Annotated in this window: 14 protein-coding genes; 3 read left to right on the forward strand and 11 right to left on the reverse strand. The window is 36.6% G+C overall.

Annotated elements, in window-relative coordinates:
* Nucleotides 1-11 precede the first annotated feature (11 nt).
* From C1638_RS08780 to C1638_RS08815, 8 genes are all read right to left on the reverse strand, one after another.
* The gene (locus C1638_RS08780) at nucleotides 12-2,369 is read right to left on the reverse strand and encodes a choice-of-anchor L domain-containing protein (protein WP_109620115.1); all 2,358 of its coding nucleotides are present in this window, start codon (nucleotides 2,367-2,369) and stop codon (nucleotides 12-14) included.
* A gap of 275 nt (nucleotides 2,370-2,644) precedes the next feature.
* On the reverse strand, nucleotides 2,645-6,232 hold the full coding sequence (locus tag C1638_RS08785) for a choice-of-anchor L domain-containing protein (RefSeq protein ID WP_109620117.1): 3,588 nt from the start codon (nucleotides 6,230-6,232) through the stop codon (nucleotides 2,645-2,647).
* 169 nt (nucleotides 6,233-6,401) lie between these two features.
* A complete protein-coding gene (locus C1638_RS08790) occupies nucleotides 6,402-8,762 on the reverse strand; it encodes a choice-of-anchor L domain-containing protein (RefSeq protein ID WP_109620119.1) in 2,361 nt (786 codons plus the stop codon).
* 213 nt (nucleotides 8,763-8,975) lie between these two features.
* Nucleotides 8,976-9,509 carry a DUF1003 domain-containing protein gene (locus C1638_RS08795; RefSeq protein WP_109620638.1) on the reverse strand — a complete coding sequence of 178 codons (534 nt, stop codon included), beginning with the start codon at nucleotides 9,507-9,509 and terminating at the stop codon, nucleotides 8,976-8,978.
* 11 nt (nucleotides 9,510-9,520) lie between these two features.
* Complete coding sequence (locus C1638_RS08800) at nucleotides 9,521-10,291, reverse strand: TIGR02757 family protein (protein ID WP_438829975.1); 771 nt, start codon at nucleotides 10,289-10,291, stop codon at nucleotides 9,521-9,523.
* Nucleotides 10,292-10,297: 6 nt separating this feature from the next.
* Complete coding sequence (locus tag C1638_RS08805; RefSeq protein WP_109620120.1) at nucleotides 10,298-11,212, reverse strand: ribonuclease Z; 915 nt, start codon at nucleotides 11,210-11,212, stop codon at nucleotides 10,298-10,300.
* Between the two features lie 134 nt (nucleotides 11,213-11,346).
* Nucleotides 11,347-11,934 carry an RdgB/HAM1 family non-canonical purine NTP pyrophosphatase gene (rdgB, locus tag C1638_RS08810; protein WP_438829976.1) on the reverse strand — a complete coding sequence of 196 codons (588 nt, stop codon included), beginning with the start codon at nucleotides 11,932-11,934 and terminating at the stop codon, nucleotides 11,347-11,349.
* Nucleotides 11,935-11,964: 30 nt separating this feature from the next.
* A complete protein-coding gene (locus tag C1638_RS08815; protein WP_109620122.1) occupies nucleotides 11,965-12,795 on the reverse strand; it encodes a CPBP family intramembrane glutamic endopeptidase in 831 nt (276 codons plus the stop codon).
* Nucleotides 12,796-12,993: 198 nt separating this feature from the next.
* Here C1638_RS08815 and C1638_RS08820 point away from each other — a divergent pair, with 198 nt between their 5' ends.
* Together C1638_RS08820 and C1638_RS08825 are read left to right on the forward strand one after the other, a co-directional pair.
* Nucleotides 12,994-14,589 (forward strand): peptide chain release factor 3, encoded by a 1,596-nt coding sequence (locus C1638_RS08820; protein ID WP_109620124.1) that lies wholly within the window; start codon nucleotides 12,994-12,996, stop codon nucleotides 14,587-14,589.
* A gap of 339 nt (nucleotides 14,590-14,928) precedes the next feature.
* Nucleotides 14,929-15,870, forward strand: coding sequence for a DUF4349 domain-containing protein (locus C1638_RS08825; protein ID WP_109620125.1), 942 nt, complete (start codon nucleotides 14,929-14,931; stop codon nucleotides 15,868-15,870).
* A 286-nt stretch (nucleotides 15,871-16,156) separates the two neighbouring features.
* Here C1638_RS08825 and C1638_RS08830 read toward each other — a convergent pair whose 3' ends face one another.
* Both C1638_RS08830 and C1638_RS08835 read right to left on the reverse strand, forming a co-directional pair.
* A complete protein-coding gene (locus tag C1638_RS08830; protein WP_109620127.1) occupies nucleotides 16,157-16,522 on the reverse strand; it encodes a hypothetical protein in 366 nt (121 codons plus the stop codon).
* A 21-nt stretch (nucleotides 16,523-16,543) separates the two neighbouring features.
* On the reverse strand, nucleotides 16,544-17,683 hold the full coding sequence (locus C1638_RS08835; RefSeq protein WP_076353842.1) for an acyl-CoA dehydrogenase: 1,140 nt from the start codon (nucleotides 17,681-17,683) through the stop codon (nucleotides 16,544-16,546).
* A 355-nt stretch (nucleotides 17,684-18,038) separates the two neighbouring features.
* Between C1638_RS08835 and C1638_RS08840 the strand changes: the two genes are divergently transcribed.
* A complete protein-coding gene (locus C1638_RS08840; RefSeq protein ID WP_109620129.1) occupies nucleotides 18,039-19,817 on the forward strand; it encodes an AMP-dependent synthetase/ligase in 1,779 nt (592 codons plus the stop codon).
* 206 nt (nucleotides 19,818-20,023) lie between these two features.
* Here the strand turns inward: C1638_RS08840 and C1638_RS08845 are convergent, their stop codons facing one another.
* Nucleotides 20,024-20,800 (reverse strand): zinc ribbon domain-containing protein, encoded by a 777-nt coding sequence (locus C1638_RS08845; RefSeq protein ID WP_109620131.1) that lies wholly within the window; start codon nucleotides 20,798-20,800, stop codon nucleotides 20,024-20,026.
* Nucleotides 20,801-20,802 lie beyond the last annotated feature (2 nt).

Consider the following 20,802-nt stretch of genomic DNA (forward strand, 5'->3'; position numbering starts at 1 on the left):
CTTTACTTTTTTTATTCTCTGTTTTTCAACATGATCCATCCGGACCAGTTCATCTGAGTTTTTGATTTTGGATATTCAAAATTAAACTTATACCAGTAGGTTGCTGAAGGTAATCTCTTGCCTGCTACTGTTCCGTTCCAAGTTGGATTTTCTTTTGAAAACTTGAACATTTCCACTCCATATCTGTCATAAATAGATCCTGTGAAGTTTTTAAACTGACCAAGAGCTTTCAGATCCAACACATCATTAATACCATCATCATTAGGCGTAATGATATTATTAATCTGTAATGTAAAGAAATCAAAGGTTCCTACACAATGAGTTCCTACTCTTCTTACCAGAATCGTGTAGTTTGTATTATCTAAAAGACCTGTGAATGTGTTGGACTGCTGCCATGTAATTCCGTTATCAATAGAATATTCAAGGCTACTTGGTGTATTGTTCATTGGTGGGTTTTCTGCCATCACTGTCAATGTCTTTTTAGTACTCTCGTAGTCTAATCCAATTACATAAGGTGTTGCAGCTCCCATTACTTTAACCGGGAAACTCTTTTTACAGAATCCGTTATCAATCTCAACAGTATAAATTCCCCACTGATTTACATTAATCTTTTGAGTAGTCGCACCAGTACTCCATAGGTATTTATAGTTAGGTCCTGCTCCGGCATCAAGAGTAGCCTGATCTCCAACACAAATTTCAACGTCTGTTAAAGGTGTTGTGATTTCTGGGGTTACTTCTATTCTTATTGTTGCAGGATTAAGAGACTTACATCCCTTTGCTCCAATGGCATATACTGTAAATGTGGTACTCTGATATAAAGTAACATCTTGCATATTGCCTGTTCCCGGGAAGTTGCTCCACAAATAAGTGTCTCCACCTTCTGCTGTAAGCGTTACAGTTTCTCCCGGACATATTTTTATACTTGAAGCTTTCACCTTTGTTGTTGGCGTTGCTTCTTTCAATAGTTTCAATTCAATCATTTTGCTACAGAAACCACCATTTGAAACCACTACATACAAAATCTGACCATCATTACCGTTGTAATTCAAGATATTTTGAATGTTATTGTTGTTTTGTGCAAGCGCGTCTGCCTGTTGTTCATAAAACTTGAAAACGGCACCAGGAGTTGGACTGATAGACGGTTTGATTGTACTTAAATCAAAGGTTGTAATATCCGGAGTGGTACAAAGTAGCATTGTTGCATCATTTGCCTGCGGAGTTGTTCCTCCGTGAATTTCAATTGAAGCTTTCCCCGGACATGGATTTCCTGGTACACTCACCTCAATGGTATAAGTTCCCGGCTGCAATGCTGTAATTGTATTGGTAGTAGCATTAGGTACTAGAGTACCATTGTAATACCATTGGTAAACTAAATTAGGGTCACTTACAGAAGCCGTAATTACCTGAGGTACATTATCACAGACATTAATGTCAGAAGGCAATTTTGCGCCTCCAGGGCCTAATAGGTCTACTCCAATATTGAAAGACCCTCCTTCCAAAAATACGGCAGTATCATAACTATGGTCACTATAATCGGCAATTACCATTTTGAAATGATATTGCTGTCCCGCCACAACATCTGCAATAGCTGTAAGCGGAACTGTTCTTCCATTAAAATTCGTTTCAACGTTCGCTGTATTGTATCCACCAAAATACTGGGCATTAACAGCCCCGCAGCTTGATCCGATTGCAGGGTGAATATTCGTAATACTCACCGGTCCTGCCCCGCCGGGTAATACAGCCATGTTTACGTAAGGTCCACCTGAAGTAGGTCTCAGTAATATAGCAAAAGCATCCGCAAAGGTACAAGGGAATGAACCTGTATATTCCTCAGATGCTATCAGGTAATTAAATTTTATCTGTGAAGTGGTAGGTACGAAATCAAACTCCAGAAGTACAGCATCATTAAGCTTAGTTTCTACTACCCCAATAATCTGCGCTAAATCTGCATCAGATCCACCTCCATTAACATTATCAAGAGCTCCTTCAAAATTATTACCGGCTCTTCTTGCAAATCCGGTAGAAAGTATAATCCCATCCTTGAAAGGAAAATTAGTAGCTGCCTTATGATAGTATCCCCAAGCTCTATCTGCATCCCCTACCGCGTGGTTAGGAGTAATCTTTACATTGGTTACATTTGGAGTAACACAAGTATTGGTTCCCGATGAGATTAGTACATCCTTTACTAATTTTTCTATACTATAATTGGTCTCCAAATACCCTGCAGCATTCACGTCAATAAAGGCTCCAGCTCTTCTGGATTGAGCAGTACTTTGCTCCCTTACTGGTTTTCTGGGATATTGGGTTTGTGAAAATAAAAAAGTCGAAATGACTAAAAAAAATAAACAAAGCGGTAGATGTCTTCTCATAATATTTTTGTTTCAACAAATTTAATTTTTTTTTAAATATCCCATACACATATTTATGTTTTTTATAACAAAAAGAACAAAAATATCACTTCTTGCAATCAATTTTTCATTAACAAAACCCTTTAAATAAATAATAGTAAACATTAAACCTTATTTTATCAAATTTATATCTTTCTTGAAATAAATCACAAAAGTGAACATCTTTTGTGATTAAAAAAAATAAAACCTTTCATTTCTGAAAGGTTTTATTAATTATTTTCTATTTATCTGAATATTTAGTTTCTATTTTTCAAAAGTATCCAACCTGAGCGTTGTTCTAATTTCTTGTTTGCAGGATTTTCCCACTGAACTCTATACCAATAAGTACCGGTTGGCAGGTTTATTCCTTTTAAAGATCCTCTCCAGATTACATCACCTTTTGAAGCCTTGAAAACTTCAGCTCCGTATCTATCAAAAATTGAAGCTGAAAAGTCCTTATATCCGCTAATTCCTGTGAAATCTATGGTATCATTGATACCGTCCATGTTAGGAGTAATAGCATTGTTAAGTACAAATGTGAAGTAATCTAACGAAGTACCACATTTAGCATTTTTCACTCTTACCATTAAATGATAGGTTGTATTATTCAAAATACCGGTAAATACATTTGAACTCTGCCATGTCACCCCTCCATCAATAGAGTATTCCAGAGTTCCTCCCGTTGGATTACTTGCTGTAAGGGTAAGAGTCGTCTTTTCATGAGCTACATTCGTAAACTGAGGAAGATCAGGATTGACCAATTGTGCCGTAAATACTTTAGAACACACCCCGTTACTAATAGTTACAGAATAGGTACCGGCAACATTTGTTGTTATTGTTCGGGTAGTTGCTCCCGTGTTCCATAGGTAGGTATAATTAGGTCCAGCTCCGGCGTCCAGAGTTCCATTATCTCCCGCACATACATACACATTCTCCAAGGTTGAAACTATGGCAGGAACTACATCAATAGTTACCTCAGCAGCTTTCACAGAGCTACATCCATTTCCACCCAATGCATATACAGAATAGATAGTCGTCACTGTAGGGGTTACCACTTGGGTGTTACCATTCCCTGTAAGTCCTACCCAATTATAGGTAAATCCTCCTGTAGCTGTAAGGGTAACTGATTCTCCAGCACATATTTTCAATTTCGATGCTGATAATCCTGCGATAGGAGGCCCTACCTGAACGGTAACCGTTGCAGGGGTTGCAGAAATACATCCATTAGCTCCTATTGCATATACAGTATATACTGTGGTAAGTGTTGGAGATACCACCTGAGTATTTCCGGTACCGGTAAGCCCATTCCCCCATTGGTATGTTGTTCCTCCTGAGGCCGTTAATGTTACCGATTCCCCAACACATATACGAGGTTGTGATGATACAAGCGCCGCAACAGGTGCCGTTGTATCTTGCGTAACCGTAACTGATGTAGTGTAGGGACAGCTTAAGTTTCCGGGTTGTGAAATATTAGTAACCGTTAATGTATATGTACCTCCAGCACTTACAACAGGAGTAAGTGTATTGGCTCCGGACACGATATTTCCTCCAATAGTAGTCCAGGCAATTGTAGAACCAGCTGGTACTACAGAAGTTGAAGCATTAAGAGTAACCTGAGGCGTTGTACAGGTAACTGTTTGGGGATTAGCAATCGTTAATGTTGTTTCAGCAGTCCTCAGCAGTTGAAGAGAAACCACATAGCTACATCCGCCATTGCTCACCAATACATAAATGGTTTGATTCGCTGAAAGAGGTGTATACACTGTAGTACCTGTGATAAAATTACCATTAGCAGCATTAGCATCGGTTTGATTTACATAATAAGTAAATGTAACCCCTGAAGCGCTGGTAATCTGGCTCTGGGCCTCTGTAAGGTTATAAGTTAATCCCGGTTGATAACATTTATGTAGGATTGCATTTTGTGCAGTAAACGGCTCTGATACTTCAATGGTTAAAGTAGCCGGATTTGGAGATGCACACCCATTGGATCCTACTGCAGTAACTGAATAAGTAGTAGTCACTGTAGGTGATACCATCTGTGTATTTCCGTTTCCTGGAAGACCGCCACCCCAATTGTAGGTAGCTCCTCCTGAAGCCGTTAATGTAATCGATTCTCCCTTACATATTTTAACCTTAGTTGCTGTAAGTAATGGATTTGGTGGTGCACTGTTTCCAGTAACCACTACATTTCCAACTGCTGTACAGCTAAGATTTCCCGGTTGATAAACTTGTGATATAGTTAATGTATATGTTCCTGGTGCATTGATAACAGGGTTCAGGGTATTTCCACCAGAAACGATGTTCCCTCCTGTTGTCACCCAATTGAATGTAGCTCCCGGAGGATAAACTGAAGCCGTAGCATCGAGTGTTATTTGAGAATTAGTACAAGTTAAAGCTATAGGAGGCACAATAGATACAGTCATCTGTGGAGCTTTTACTAATTGCAGTTCCGCAACTTTAGCACAAAATCCATTTGCCACCCTCACATAGACGGTCTGCCCTCCCGGACTAGGATAAGCTGCAGGAGTAGGAATTGTATTAGCGTTTCCTGCATTAGCATCTGCCTGTGTGGCGTAATATGAGAAAACAGCTCCTGGTGTTGTACTTATTGAAGGCTGTGCTATTGGTAAGTTAAAAGTAGCATTTCCAGCTGTATAACAGGCTGTGAGTGTAGCATTTTGTACTGTAGGAGAAGTTCCACCCACCACGGTAATTGTTGCTTCTCCCGGACAAGAGCTTCCTTGGATATACACTTTAACGGTATAAGTTCCAGGCTGTGTTGCTGTATAACTTGCATTAACTTCTCCCGGAATAGGGTTATTATTTAAAAACCACTGATACGTCACGTTAGGTTCCTGAACAGATGCAGTAAAGGTTTGTGGTGTATTATCACACATATTCACAGAAGCAGGAAGCTGTACTCCTCCCGGGCCTAGAATTTTCACCCCAATATCAAATGATCCAGCTTCTAAAAATACTGCCGAATCGAAATTAGGATCCTGAAAATCTGCCAAGACCATTTTAAAATGATACGTCTGCCCCGGAATCACAGCTGCCTTTGCTGTCAAAGGAATTGTACGACCGTTAAAATTGGTTTCTATCTGAGCTGTATTTGTTCCGCCATAATAGGCTTCATTTTTAGGGCCACAAGTAGGGGGAAATGCCGGGTGAATATTAGTTACACTCACAGGGCCTGCTCCTCCAGGAAGTACCGCCATATTGGTATAGGTAGGATCTCCCACTTTTTTCAGTAATAAAGCAAAACCATCCGTAATATTACATGGGAAATTTTGCTGATATTCTTTAGATGCAAATAAATATTTAAAGGTAACTTCTGAAGCAACAGCTACAAAATCAAACTCTATAAATGTAGCATTGGTAAGAAACGTATTATCAATATTCAGGGCAGTGGCTAAATCCATATCTCCGCCTGTTGCCAGATCATCGCTCAGATCACCAAGAAAAAAATTTCCCGCTTTATTTGCATATCCTGTAGAAAGAACAATCCCTCTATTGAATGGAAAATTAGTCCCTGCTTTATTAAAAAATCCCCAGCTTCGGTTTTGATTACTGGGCTGCAAGTTAGGAGATACAACAACATTGCTCACATTAGCACTGGCACATCCTCCTCCTGATATAAGAACATCTTTTACTAACTGCGTAATGCTGTAACCAGACTCAGGATAAGCGGGAGTATTAACGTCTATAAAAGCGCCCGCTCTTAAAGTGGCTGCGCTGGGCCTTCTGAGTTCCCCTATTTTTCCTCTGTTCTGAGCAAAAATAAAGCTTCCCATAAAAGCAAAAAATAACGCCAAAAATAAATTCCCTGTCCTCCTATTTAACATTTTATATTATTTTAAACAAAAATACTATTTTTTTTGATTGAAATTCAGTTTAACACAATTTACATTATTACTAATGCAAATTTATTTATGATAGAATATCAACTCTATTTATTTTAAAATAATAAAAAAAGACTGACAAAAAAGCCAGTCTTTTAATTATCGTTTAAAATCATTCTATATTCTTAAGCAATATCCATCCGGTTTTCACAGTAAGAAGCTTGCTTGCAGGATCTTCATAGGTGATTTGATACCAATAGGACGCTGTAGGCAGTCGTTTTCCCTGGAAATAACCATCCCAATAAGGTCTGATTTTTTCAGCTTTAAATACCTCTTTTCCATAGCGGTCGAAAACCTTACCACTGAAATCCTTATATCCGCTCACTCCTCTGAAATCAATAATATCATTGATATTATCTCCGTTTGGAGTAATTACATTTTTCATAACAAAGGTAAAGAACTCCAGATAGCCCTCACAACTTGTATATTTAACTCTTACACGTATAGTAATCACTTTATTCTTAGGAACATTGGTGAAGACATTAGATGATTGCCATGTAATCCCATTATCTATTGAATATTCCAGTATACCATTGCTTGGATTACTTGCTGTAAGAATGATGGTTCCTTTATCATTATAATCAACGTTTGTAACTTCGGGAATAACAGCCTTAATCACATCTGTTTTAAATTCCTTGGAACAAACTCCGTTGCTGATTGTCACTTTATATTCTCCTGGTTTATCTACTGTAATGGTCTGGCTGGTTTGCCCTGTACTCCACTCATAAGTATAACCGGGTCCTGAACCTGCATCTAATAGAATTCTATCTCCTTGGCAGATATGCCCACCCTTTAATGTAGAAACAATAGCCGGAACAACTTCAATAGTAATCTGTGCCGGTTGCAATGATTTACAACCCTGCGCTCCAATAGCATATACAGTATAGGTCGTTGTTTTAATCGGGCTTACAGTTCTAGTTCCTCCTGTAGTAGGATTATCACTCCATTCATAAGTTACTCCGCCAGATGCGGTTAACAGAACTGATTCACCTACACAAATTTTTAATTTTGAGGCATTAAGTTTTGCGACAGGAGTTTCTTCTTTTCTTAATGTAAGGGTTGCAATTTTACTACAAAATGCTCCATTGGAAACAAGGACATACAACACCTGGCCGTCCGTCCCATTATAGTTTGTCAGATTGGGGATATAGCTATTATTTTGTGCCAGCGCGTCTGCCTGATTAAGATAAAAACGGAATATTGATCCCTGTGTTGTACTAATCATAGACTGTGCAGCCAATAGATCAAATGTACTAAGTGTAGGAGTGGTACAAAGTTTCAGTACTGCATTTTGTACCGTAGGGCTTGTTCCGCCAATAATCGTAATAGTAGCATCTCCCGGACATTGATTTCCCGGAATCATTACTTTTATAGTATATACCCCTGGCTGGGTGGCAACATAAATAGCATTGGTAGCACCAGGAATTAAAACTCCATTCTTATACCATTGAAAAGTCATCCCTGGAATGGTAGCCAACTGAGCCTTTAATGACTTGGGGGTATTGTCACACATATTGATCGTTCCCGGTAAACTTACTCCAGTTTCATCCACGATTTTAATACCTATATCAAATGAACCTCCCTCAAGGAAGACCGCAGAGTCATGCCCATTATCCTTTGCATCAGCCAGCACCATTTTAAAATGATAGGTTTGTCCCGGAATTACATCTGCAATCGCAGTCAATGGTACTGTTCTTCCATAATAATTAATACCGACATGTGGGGTATTCATCCCTCCAAAGTAAACCTCATTGATGGGTCCGCAAGAGAAACCGTTACCAGCAGGCACAATATTCGTTGCACTTACAGGTCCTGCACTACCAGGTAATACAGCCAAGTTGGTATAGGTAGGATCACCCACTTTTTTTAGAAGAAGTGCAAAAGCATCCGAATAACCACCGGAACAAGGATAATCTGAATCATATTCTTCCGAAGCAAAAATATAATTGAATTTTACCTGCGTAGAGTTGGGAACAAAATCGAATTCAAGAGCTACAGCATCTTTCAGTTCCACAGTAGGATTGGTCGCAGCCACAAGATCCGGATCACTTCCGGTTCCTACAGTTTTACCTAGCAATCCTATAAAACTATTTCCCGCTTCTTTTGCATGTCCTGTTGTGAGTACAATTCCATCTGTAAAAGGAAAAGCTGCTGTTCCTTTATTGAAATACCCCCAAAATCGGGTAACATTATCAGCAGCATGATTAGGACTCACCGTAACATTAGTGACATTGGCTGTGGTACAGGTAGATCCGCCATTAATTAAAATCTCTTTTACCAACTGTTCAGGAGAGTAATTTGAAGCAGCATAAGGAGGAACATTTACATCTATAAATGTTCCGGCTCTCAAACTTTCCGTAGAAGGTCCTCTTCTTATCTTCTTTCTGTCCGGAGAGATCTGAGAAAAGACAGAAACAGAAGCCAGTAAAAACGTTAAAAGAAAAAAGTAATTTTTTAATCTATAATTCAACATTTTAATTTCATTTCTTCAAATGTAGCAAAAATAATGACAACAAATCAGCATCCCAGGCACCTATTCTTAAATTTAATATAAAAATCATAACAAATATGCATTATTATTATAATTTCAATAAATTAAAACTAGATTTTAATCATAAAAAAACCAGATCAATAAAGACTGATCTGGTTTTTTACTTTCTTAAACTAAGATACTTTTAAAGGTATATTATTCATCATTTTTTAATTGCTCAATTTCATTTTGTAATTGAGTAATAATATCTTTCAGAGCCTTTATTTCATTTTTATTGGAGCTTACATTGCTTTTTAGGATTACATTTTTTGCTCTTTCAATATGATCCTCTTCTTCTTCCTCCTCATTGATCTCTTCAATATCTTCGCTGATCTCTTCAATGTCTTCCTGGATATCTTCTATATCTTCATTAATCTCCTCAATATCCTCTTGAATATCTTCAATATCTTCGCTAATCTCCTCGATATCTTCCTGAATATCTTCAATTTTCTCATGGCTTTTATTGACAGACATCTGAATAAAGATCGCCAGATAAATAGCTTCCAAAGAGAGTACTGTAGTAAGAATCAGAAGCATCTTATCAAATTCTACAAGATGTACCATGGGAAGTAAAAACGAAGTAAAAAAAAGCAAGGTATGCACAATCAAAGATTGAATAGATCCAATCCATGAGGTAACTCGGTCTGCTATTTTCTCAAGAACTTCTGTTTTTTCGTTATATTTTTTCATCATTTCTTTTTTTACAAGAGTTCCTTGGTTACTCCCAATCCAAACAAGGCATAGTCATATTTTGCAGGATCTTTTTCATCAAATTTTCTAATCGCTACATCCAGCTCTTCCACCGTTTTCCAGTCATTTTGTGTTCTTGAAACCAGCTCCAGTTTTCTTGAGATATTACCGGTATGTACATCAAGAGGAATAGACAGGTATTTCTGGTCTATATTTTTCCAGATTCCAAAATCTACCCCACGCTTATCTTTTCTTACCATCCATCTCAGAAACATGATAATCCTTTTAGCTGATGAATTTTTATAAGGTGAACTGATGTGTTTGTGGCTTCTGTGCTTTTCAGTTTCCAGAAAACTATTTCTGAATCTTTCTATGCCATGTAGAAAATTTATTTCCGAGTCTTTTATTTTGAATAAATCCTCCAGGCTATCATTTTCCTTATATATTCTATTAAATTGCTTAATAAAATATGAAAAATCCTGCCCGTTAAATGTTCTGTGAATACTTTTATCCTGAATGCTTTCCAAATCTTTTTCAGAATAGTTCAGAACGAAATCATAGGGAGAGTTCCCCATAATATCAAGCATTTTATTGGCAGAATTAATAATCGACTTCCTGTTTCCCCAAGAAATTGTAGCTGCTAAAAAACCGGCAATCTCGATATCTTGCTTTAATGAAAAACGATGCGGAATCTGTATCGGATCATTTTCAATAAAATCGGGAGTGTTATACTGATCTGCTTTTTCATCCAGAAAACTTCTGAGTTCTTCAAAATTCAGCATATTCATTTAAATTTTTACACTTTCCAAGGCCTTTGGCAAGAACGAATTTGGAAAGACATTTCTGGCTTCATCTGTAAACACCGTTAAATCGGCATATCTGTTGGAAAAATGCCCAAGGATCAGTTTTCCTACCTGAGCTTTTTGAGCAATGGTAGCAGCTTCCAACGCTGTAGTATGCCCTGTATAATCTGCCATTTCTTTCAAATCATGCAAAAATGTAGATTCGTGGTATAAAACCGTTACATTTTTAATAATCGGAATTACAGATTCAAGATATCGGGTATCACTACAGAATGCATAAGACACTGATGGAGCAGGCTCAACGGTCAGAACTTCATTTTTAAGGACATAACCATCACTTAAAACAAAGTCTTTTCCTGCTTTTATATTATGGTAATCGCAGCTTTCAATTTCACTGTATTTAGCAATCTCCTGCATATTAAGATGTCTGTCCTTTGGTTTCTCCTTAAAAAGATAACCATTGCAATAGATCCTGTGATCCAAAGGAATGGTATACACCTCTACTCTATTATCTTCATAGATCTTTTCAGAATAATCCTTATCCAATTCATGATAAACCACTTCAAAACCACGGTGGGTTTCTGTAATCTGAAAGATCGTCTCCATCATCTTCTTGATCCCTTTTGGCCCATAGACATGCAATGGATTATCTCTTCCCAAAAGACGGAAAGAAGCAATAAGACCGGGAAGACCAAAGCAATGATCTCCATGAAGATGAGAAATAAAAATATGGTTGATTTTTGAAAATCTGGCTTTTGCTTTTCTCAGCTGCACTTGTGTTCCTTCTCCACAATCAATCAGGAAGAGTCTTTCTTCCATTTCCAGCAACTGAGCTGTTGGTGAAGTATTAATAGTCGGAATCGCCGAGTTAAAACCTAATATTGTTAAATAAGTACTCAAATCAATAGTTTATTGAAACAAATGTACGACAGAAAATTGAAAACGTATATTCTACCGTTAAATTTAAAAGGAAAAGCATAGTAAACCATTCTTTCAAGAGAGGGAGAAATGGGTTTCTTTTAGCTTATAATATTTTAATCAGTCACTTTTAAAAAATCCATAAATAAATCTAATGCCTGCTTACGATGGCTGATCTTGTTTTTATCTTCAGGATTCATTTCTGCAAAGGTTCTTTCATACCCTTCAGGAACAAAAATAGGATCATATCCGAATCCTTTGAGTCCTTTATTTTCAGTTAATAAATTCCCATGAACCCTTCCTTCAAAGTACTGAACTCCATTTTCATCGTAATAGCATAAAACAGTAACGAAGTAAGCCTTTCGGTTTTCTATTCCCTGCATTTCTTCCAATACCTTTTCAATGTTTTTTGCAAAATCATGATCTCCTGCATAACGGGCAGAGAATATTCCAGGTCTTCCATCCAAAGATTCTACTACCAACCCACTATCATCCCCTAAACTTGGAACTCCTGTCTTTTCAAAACAATACTTTGCTTTAATTAATGCATTGGCATGAAAAGAATCTCCATCTTCTACAATTTCTTCATGAATATTATAATCTGTAAGGCTTTTAACCGTACATTCATTCCCAAGAATCTGCTGAATTTCTTCTTTTTTATGTTCGTTGTGTGTTGCTACCAATAATTCCATGTCTATATTCATTTTCCAATTTTACTTTTTAGCTACCGTTAATTAAATTTCAGAGTAATGTACTTTATATTTTTTCGTAAAAAGATAGTAAAACAAAGAGAAAAGTACAATTCCTACGGCTAGAATAAGCCATTCTGAAACATTCAAAAACTTTGCAAAACTTTCATTCTTTCCAAACAATACCAACAACGAAAGGGTTAGGTTATTAAACCCATGCAATAACATTGGTATAAGTAAGGATTTTGTTTTATAATATACCAATCCCAAGACACACCCAAGCATTACTGCACTGATAAACTGCCAGGGATTTCCGTGAACGATCCCAAAAATAATGGAAGCATACAAAATAGCTTTCCAAGGCTCAACTCCTTTATTGATCAATCCTTTTTGAATAATCCCTCGGAATATAATCTCTTCAAAAATAGGGGCCATCATTACAGTCATAATCAACATTATCACGGGATCATCCGTCAATTGGCTCATTAACTGGGTAAAATATTCATAAAAATCTCCAAAAAACGGTCCTGTTATCGGGATTAGAGAGGTAATAAATTCTGCAATAAACATCATTCCCAACATCATGGGAAAGACTAGAAGATAAGTATAGAAATTAACTGACGAAAAATTGAAGTTAAGCTTCATGTTTGTAGTTCGTCTTACAATAAAAAAATCAAAAAAGGCAATAGATGTAAGAAACCCTACTGAATTGGCTACCATAAGAAACCAGTCCTTAAGCTCTAAATTTTCTTTGAAAGCCACTTTCCAAAAGGTACTGAATAGAGAAACAGCCATTGTTCCCACAAACAGTCCAACTACTAAAGTAACAGCGCCCAGCCATGTGAAAGTAAACTTTGGATACCTGCTATTTTCCATTCTTTTTCTCTGTAAAAATTTATAAAAACAAAGATAATTTTTTTGAATGCTACAGGCAACTAAAAAGGAAAATACTTATTTTCGTTACCCATGTAAATATGACAAAAAATAAGGTTCTTATCCCAGTGGAAGAACATTGTTCTAATTTATTTGAAAACTTCATAAAAAATCACGATTTTTGCAACTTCAAAATACGATATGTCAGACTTAATCAAAGAAATACAAAAAAGAAAGACCTTCGGGATCATTTCCCACCCGGATGCCGGAAAAACTACTCTTACGGAAAAACTACTACTTTTCGGGGGTGCAATTCAGGAAGCAGGTGCGGTAAAGTCCAATAAGATAAAAAAAGGAGCCACCTCCGACTTTATGGAAATTGAAAGACAGAGAGGGATCTCTGTAGCAACTTCCGTATTGGCTTTTGAATATAAAGACCATAAAATTAACATCCTTGATACACCTGGTCACAAGGATTTTGCTGAGGATACCTATAGAACTTTAACGGCCGTAGATTCTGTAATTGTTGTAATTGACGTTGCAAAAGGGGTTGAGGAACAAACTGAAAAATTAGTTAAGGTTTGTAGAATGAGAAACATTCCGATGTTGGTATTCATCAATAAACTTGACCGTGAGGGTAAGGATGCTTTCGATCTACTGGATGAAGTAGAACAAAAATTAGGATTAAGAGTTGTTCCGCTTTCCCTTCCTATTGGTATGGGAAGTGATTTCCAGGGAATTTATAACATCTGGGAAAACAATATCCAGTTATTCCTTGAAGAGAGAAAGCAAAAAGTAGGTGAATCTATCACTTTTGATGATATTAATGATCCTTCCATTGATGAGGCGATAGGTCCCAAAGCTGCTCAAACATTGAGAGAAGAATTAGAACTTATTCAATCTGTATATCCTGAATTCAGCCGTGAAGATTATATGAACGGTGATCTACAACCTGTTTTCTTTGGTTCTGCCCTAAACAACTTTGGGGTGCGTGAATTATTGAATGCATTTATCGAAATTGCTCCAATGCCACAGCCTAAGGAGAGTGATCTTCGTATGGTAAAGCCGGAAGAAAGTACTTTCACTGGGTTTGTTTTCAAGATCCATGCTAATATGGACCCTAAACACAGAGACAGGCTTGCATTCGTAAAGATTGTTTCCGGAACATTCAAAAGAAATGAAAACTATCTATTGGTAAGAGAGGGCAAAAAAATGAAGTTCTCTTCACCCAACGCATTCTTTGCTGATAAAAAAGAGGTTGTAGAGGAAAGTTTCCCTGGAGATATCGTGGGTCTTCATGACACGGGAAGCTTCAGAATTGGTGATACATTGACAGGTGGTGAAAAACTAAGCTTCAAGGGTGTTCCAAGTTTCTCTCCTGAACACTTCCGTTATATCAACAATAATGATCCGCTTAAAGCTAAGCAATTGGCAAAAGGTATTGATCAGCTGATGGATGAGGGAGTTGCGCAGCTATTTACTCTGGAAATGAATAACAGAAAGATCATCGGAACTGTAGGAGCACTTCAGTATGAGGTTATCCAATACCGTCTGGAGCATGAGTATGGTGCAAAATGTACCTACGAACCTTTATCCATGCATAAGGCATGTTGGATTGAAGCAGATGAAAAATCTGAAGAGTTTAAGGAATTTGCAAGATTAAAACAAAGATTCCTTGCCAGAGATAAATACAACCAATTGGTATTTTTGGCAGATTCATCATTCACGATTCACATGACGCAGGAGAAATTCCCGAATGTGAAACTGCATTTCATCAGTGAGTTTCAAGATCACTAAACAAAAGAGCAAAATCGCTAAAAATATAGATCCGCAGATAACTTCTGCGGATTTTTTTATGATATACTCTCTGAAACCACCCCGTCAAAAATTCTTTGAATTTTCGCCCCCCTCCGAATGAGGGGAATTTTTAGATTTCCAATTTAATATTTAGAGAAAAGACAAAGCTTTCAAGCAATTTCAGGTTTCAAATGTAGAAAGACGCTTTGTAAATCTCTTGTAAAAAAAATACAAAATATTGATAATGTATTAATTATAATTTTACGAGTACAATACATTCCATTTACAAGGACTTCGAAAGCTTCATGACTAATTTTACTTCATCAAAAAATTAATGTTATGAAAAAATTCATTTTACTAGCAGTTGTATCAGGTACATTCATTATGTGTGGTAAAAAAGGTGAGGTTTCATCATCTAAGATTGGTGAAGCCGTACAAAGTATAGACAGTGCTGCCGCTGTTGCTACAGAAGCCATTGATAATGCCAATACAACAGCCAGCCAAGCTCTTGATTCTGCAAGCATAAGAATAAAGGATATTGAAAACACCAAAAATGACATCCAACAGAAAATAGAAAATACTTCCAAGATTGTAGATTCTTTATCAGACAAAATTGCTTCTACAAAACTGGAATCAAAAATTGAAAAAAAGGATTCTGCAACCAAGAAATCTGAAAAGATCGTGGTGAACGTTCCTGCTCCAAAGGTGATCAAGGAAACAAAGATCATTTATAAGGAGAAGCCTAAAAATGACAGCTATGAACTGAATATGCCAAAAGATAAAATGGTAAAAACGGGATACCTTGTGATAAAGGCTGATAATGCAGAAACTGTAAAGGAAATTATCAAAGAAGAATCCATTAAAAATAACGGCTATATTAAAAGCGAAAGTCTTTCTTATGCAGAATCTGCCAATCGTAGCGATGAAAATCAAAAAGTACACAGTATAGACATCAAAGTTCCTATCCAGCATTTTGATGGCTTAATGGAAGCTCTCAACACCAATATAGGAGATATTGAAACTAAAGATATTCAGGTTTCAGGACATAATTATGCTGACAATACTATCTGCAGCATCAATATAAATATTATGGATAAAACTGAGGCTGAAAAAGAACCTAAAACTTTCGGTGGAAAATCTTTGGCAGCAATAGAGTCAGGCTGGGATGTTATTACATCCATTTTCCTGTTTCTTCTTCCATTGTGGCCTGTATTTTTAGTGGGTGGTATTGGATACTATTTTTATAAAAAGAAAAACATTCCTAATAAAGATTCTCAATAGATTTTCAAGTCCACCCTCAGGGGTGGATTTTTTATTTTAAGTTTTGTCTAAAGCCAGGTGAATAGGTTTTATCTATTTTTTAAGCGGTCTGAAGCCTGTTCCTATTGAATATTACAGCTATAACGAGATATTTAACAGTAAAAAAATCCATCATAAAAAATAGCCCCGATAGCAACGGTTACCCCACAGCAAGATTTGGCCAATGCCTTGGAGCGAGGAGTATGAGTGAATAGCGGGAAGAAGCTCCTGAAAATAAAAAAGGCCTCCAAATCGGAAGCCTTTTACATTATTTCATATTCACTACTTTGTCTACAACAAACTTTGTGTTTCCTCTCCAGGGAAGAGCGCCATTGTATTCCTTGTAATGGAGATCAAAGGTTTTACCACTGTTGGTTTCCAATTGTTTGAAAACTTCAGGGTCATCTACAGAAAACTCAAACTCATAGCTTGTAAGTCCTCCTGTTTTTCCTTTTCCGAAACCTTCCTGAATAAGTTTGCCTTCATAGGTTTTGAAGACATAGCCTTTTTTCATGGCATAATTCAGATATCCGGATTTCACGCCTTCTCCGAAAACGAAGAAGTACTTATACCATACAAATACTCCTAACAATAGCAGTACGACACCTAGGGTAATCCACAAAGATTTTTTCATAGAGAGTGTGTTTTATTAAAATTATTTTGCAATACTTCTGGAGATCACGATTTTCTGGATTTCAGAAGTTCCTTCGTAGATTTGAGTGATTTTTGCATCTCTCATTAATCTTTCTACGTGGTATTCTTTCACATATCCGTATCCACCGTGGATCTGTACAGCTTCAATAGTAGTATCCATAGCTACCTGAGAAGAGTATAATTTTGCCATTGCTCCGCTTTCAGAGATATCTTTTCCTGCATCTTTTTCACATGCTGCCTTGAAGCATAGCATTCTTGCTGCAGTGATTTGAGTAGCCATATCTGCTAATTTGAATGCAATTGCCTGGTGATTGATGATCTCAGTTTTGAATGCTTTTCTTGTTTTAGCATATTTCAAAGCCATTTCATAAGCTCCTGAAGCAATACCTAAAGCTTGAGAAGCAATACCAATTCTTCCACCGTTCAATACAGCCATCGCAAAGTTAAATCCGAATCCATCCTCACCAATTCTGTTTTCCTTTGGAACCTTTACATTGTTGAAGATCAAAGAGTGTGTATCACTTCCTCTGATTCCCAGTTTATCTTCTTTTGGTCCGATTTCAAAACCTTCCCATCCTCTTTCTACGATGAAAGCATTGATTCCCTTATGTTTTTTCTCAGGATCTGTTTGTGCGATTACGATATAGTAAGAAGCAGTACCTCCGTTTGTAATCCAGTTTTTGATCCCGTTTAATAGATAGTAATCTCCTTTGTCTTCAGCAGTTGTTTTCTGGGAAGTTGCATCAGAACCAGCTTCCGGCTCAGATAAAGCAAATGCTCCGATCACTTTTCCACTTGCCAATGGAGTAAGATATTTTACTTTTTGTTCTTCAGAAGCAAACTTTTCAAGACCAGCACAAACCAATGAATTGTTTACAGACATTACAACAGCTGCAGACGCATCTATTTTTGCAATCTCCTCCATTGCCAACACGTAGGAAACACTATCCATACCTGCTCCTCCATATTTTGGGTCAACCATCATTCCTAAAAGCCCCATTTCACCCATTTTCTTCACCTGCTCTACAGGGAACTTCTGGTCACGGTCTCTTTCAATAACTTCAGGTAATAATTCGTTTTGTGCAAAATCTCTTGCTGCCTGCTGAATCATCAGCTGTTCTTCCGATAAATTAAAGTCCATAAAAAAAATAATTAGATAGCCGTAAATTTACACTTTTTAAGCAAATCTGAAAAAATAAATTGGAATGGTAGAAAAGGCTGGAATAAAGGCAACTGGAAGAGCTTTTGGATTCGGGTAATGAAAACCGGAAAACCAGAAAACATCAAAAGCAAATAAGGCGGGGACTATGCATTTTTAAGAAACCACATTAGTGGAATAATTTAATAACAACACCATCTCTATCAAGCTTACGGCCCCCTTTTTGATAAAAAATATTATGGTAAGCATTTAACTAAATTTCAATTATTAGAATCAAAGGTCTACAATTAAAAAAAATGCTTATATTTAAATTTCTTTATAAATTATTTAAAAAATCATGACGATCAAGAGATTATTCGATATTCCGCACTATGCTTTAGAAAAATATCCTAAAACGGATATGTTTGTTACAAAGTATCATGGTGAATGGAAAAAAACTTCTACGCAGGAGTTTATCAATGAGGGAAATAAGATATCCAGAGGATTATTGAAGCTAGGTATAAAACCTGGTGATAAGATCGCTTTGATAACCACCAATTCCCGTACGGAATGGGCTATTATGGACTTTGGACTTTCACAGATCGGTGTTGTTTCAGTACCGGTTTACCCTAGTATTTCCTCAGAGGATTACGAATTTATCTTCAACAATGCTGAAATACAGTACTGTTTTGTTTCTGATAAAGAACTTCTTAATAAGGTAATGAAAGTAAAACATAACATCCCAAGTTTACAGGGAATTTTTACTTTCGACAATATAAGTGGAGCTGCCAATTGGAAAGAAATCATGGATTTGGGTGAAGATGAATCCACACAAATTGAGGTGGAGGATCTCTCTAATGCCATCAATACTGAAGATCTCGCTACGATCATCTATACTTCCGGAACTACGGGAAGACCTAAAGGAGTAATGCTTACCCATAATAATATTGTATCCAATGTATTAGGGTCTATCCCAAGGATTCCTAAGAAAAAAAGCCTTGACTATAAGGAAACAAGAGCATTGAGCTTTCTTCCTATTTGTCACATTTTTGAAAGAATGCTTTTTTATCTGTATCAATACAATGGTTTTTCTCTTTACTTCGCCGAGAGCATTGAAAAAATGGGCGAAAATGTAAAAGAAGTAAAACCTCACTATATGACTGTAGTACCAAGATTGGTAGAAAAGGTATATGATAAAATATATAATACAGGATCTTCTGCAGGTGGATTAAAGTCCAAGATCTTTTTCTGGGCTTTAAATCTCATTTCCAAAAAGAAAGTCATTTCCAAGCCATCAGGAATTCAGGAAATGATTGCTGATAAACTGGTTTTCTCTAAATGGAGAGAAGGTTTAGGAGGTGAAATTGTTACCTTGGTTTCCGGATCTGCAGCATTGTCTACAAGACTGAACTTAATGTTCCAAAATGCAGGGATTCCAATTTTGGAAGGATATGGTTTAACGGAAACATCTCCGGTAATTTCTGTTAACAGTTTCGACAAGATGAAAGTAGGAACCGTAGGAGCACCATTGGATAATCTAAAGGTAAAAATTCAGGAAGATGGTGAGATTACTGTAAAAGGACCATCTGTGTTTAAGGGCTATTTCCAAAACGATGAGATGACCAGAGAAGCTTTTACTGAAGATGGATTTTTCAAGACAGGAGATATTGGTCATATCGACAATGAAGGGTTTTTACAGATCACAGACCGTAAAAAGGAAATGTTCAAAACATCCGGTGGTAAATATATTGCTCCCCAAACCATAGAGAACCTTGCTAAAGCTTCAAAATTCATTGAGCAGATCATGGTTGTTGGTGATGGTGAAAAAATGCCATGTGCATTGGTACAACCTGACTTTGAATTTGCAAAGAACTGGGCCATGAGAAATAATCTCAACATAGGCTCCACTCCGGAAGAAATTGCTAAAAGCACTGAGCTGAAGCAAAGAATTGAAAAGGAAATGGAGGGAATTAATGAGCATCTTGGAAACTGGGAGAAAATCAAAAAAATTGAATTGACTCCTGAAATCTGGAGCATTGAAGCAGGACTTCTGACACCAACGCTAAAACTGAAAAGAAAAGCCGTTAAAGAGAAGTTTATTGCTCTGTATAATAAAATGTATGATCATCAGGAATAACATAAAAAAACCGCTTCGTTATGAAGCGGTTTTTTTATGAGATTTGACTTGGGTTTTATTATGTTTTAACTAAAGTCCATTGCTACTGAATTTATTGATTGTCGCAGACCTGCTGTCAATACAGTTTTTCAAAAGACTTTAATTATTAAAATAAAAAAAGCTGCTTCATTTCTGAAACAGCTTTTATATTATTTAAAATCGAATAATTAGAATTTAATTACTGATTTCATTTTGTCGTTTTCTTCCATTACCAACTCGTCGTCAACAAGGATTTTTCCAGAATGCTCATCAATAATGATTTTCTTTCTCTGAGCGATTTCCATCTGCTTTTGTGGTGGAATAGTAAAGAATGACCCTTTTGGAGCTCCTCTTTCTAATCCTACTACAGCAAGACCGTTGATAGAGCTTGTTCTGATTCTGTTGTAAGAAGCTAATAATCTTTCGTCAATTTTACCAGCGAATTCTTTAGATTGCTCTATTAAGTATTCTTCTTCTTTCTGAGTTTCAGAGATCAAACCATCTAATTCTTCTTTCTTGAATTTCAAGTGATTTTTTAAATCGTCGATCTTTGAAGTTAGTTCACTTAAAGTTTCGTTTTTGTGAGCAATTTTAACTCCGAATTCCTTAATTCTTTTTTCAGCAAGTTGAATTTCCAGATCCTGGAATTCAATTTCTTTCCCTAATGCTTCAAACTCTTTATTGTTTCTTACATTATCCTGTTGAGATTTATACTTCTCAATTAAAGTTTTTGCATGGTTAATAACTTCATGCTTTGTTTTGATCTGATCGTCCTGATCTTTAATGTCTGCATGAAATTTTTCAGCTCTCTTTTCAAGACCTTCAATCTCGATTTCAAGATCTTCAACTTCAATTGGCAATTCTCCTCTAGTATTTCGGATTTCATCCAATCTTGAATCAATGATCTGTAAATCGTATAAAGCTCTTAATTTTTCTTCAACTGAAATATCGTTGGTTTTTGCCATAT

This window comes from Chryseobacterium oncorhynchi (assembly GCF_002899895.1).
GTDB lineage: Bacteria > Bacteroidota > Bacteroidia > Flavobacteriales > Weeksellaceae > Chryseobacterium > Chryseobacterium oncorhynchi.

Coding starts and splice junctions, on each gene's coding strand:
- rdgB (WP_438829976.1), bottom strand. CDS start 11,934: ATGAATATAGACATGGAATTATTGGTAGCAACACACAACGAACATAAA.
- C1638_RS08840 (WP_109620129.1), top strand. CDS start 18,039: ATGACGATCAAGAGATTATTCGATATTCCGCACTATGCTTTAGAAAAA.
- C1638_RS08795 (WP_109620638.1), bottom strand. CDS start 9,509: ATGAAAAAATATAACGAAAAAACAGAAGTTCTTGAGAAAATAGCAGAC.
- C1638_RS08830 (WP_109620127.1), bottom strand. CDS start 16,522: ATGAAAAAATCTTTGTGGATTACCCTAGGTGTCGTACTGCTATTGTTA.
- C1638_RS08785 (WP_109620117.1), bottom strand. CDS start 6,232: ATGTTAAATAGGAGGACAGGGAATTTATTTTTGGCGTTATTTTTTGCT.
- C1638_RS08780 (WP_109620115.1), bottom strand. CDS start 2,369: ATGAGAAGACATCTACCGCTTTGTTTATTTTTTTTAGTCATTTCGACT.
- C1638_RS08825 (WP_109620125.1), top strand. CDS start 14,929: ATGAAAAAATTCATTTTACTAGCAGTTGTATCAGGTACATTCATTATG.
- C1638_RS08820 (WP_109620124.1), top strand. CDS start 12,994: ATGTCAGACTTAATCAAAGAAATACAAAAAAGAAAGACCTTCGGGATC.
- C1638_RS08815 (WP_109620122.1), bottom strand. CDS start 12,795: ATGGAAAATAGCAGGTATCCAAAGTTTACTTTCACATGGCTGGGCGCT.
- C1638_RS08800 (WP_438829975.1), bottom strand. CDS start 10,291: ATGCTGAATTTTGAAGAACTCAGAAGTTTTCTGGATGAAAAAGCAGAT.
- C1638_RS08845 (WP_109620131.1), bottom strand. CDS start 20,800: ATGGCAAAAACCAACGATATTTCAGTTGAAGAAAAATTAAGAGCTTTA.
- C1638_RS08790 (WP_109620119.1), bottom strand. CDS start 8,762: ATGTTGAATTATAGATTAAAAAATTACTTTTTTCTTTTAACGTTTTTA.
- C1638_RS08835 (WP_076353842.1), bottom strand. CDS start 17,683: ATGGACTTTAATTTATCGGAAGAACAGCTGATGATTCAGCAGGCAGCA.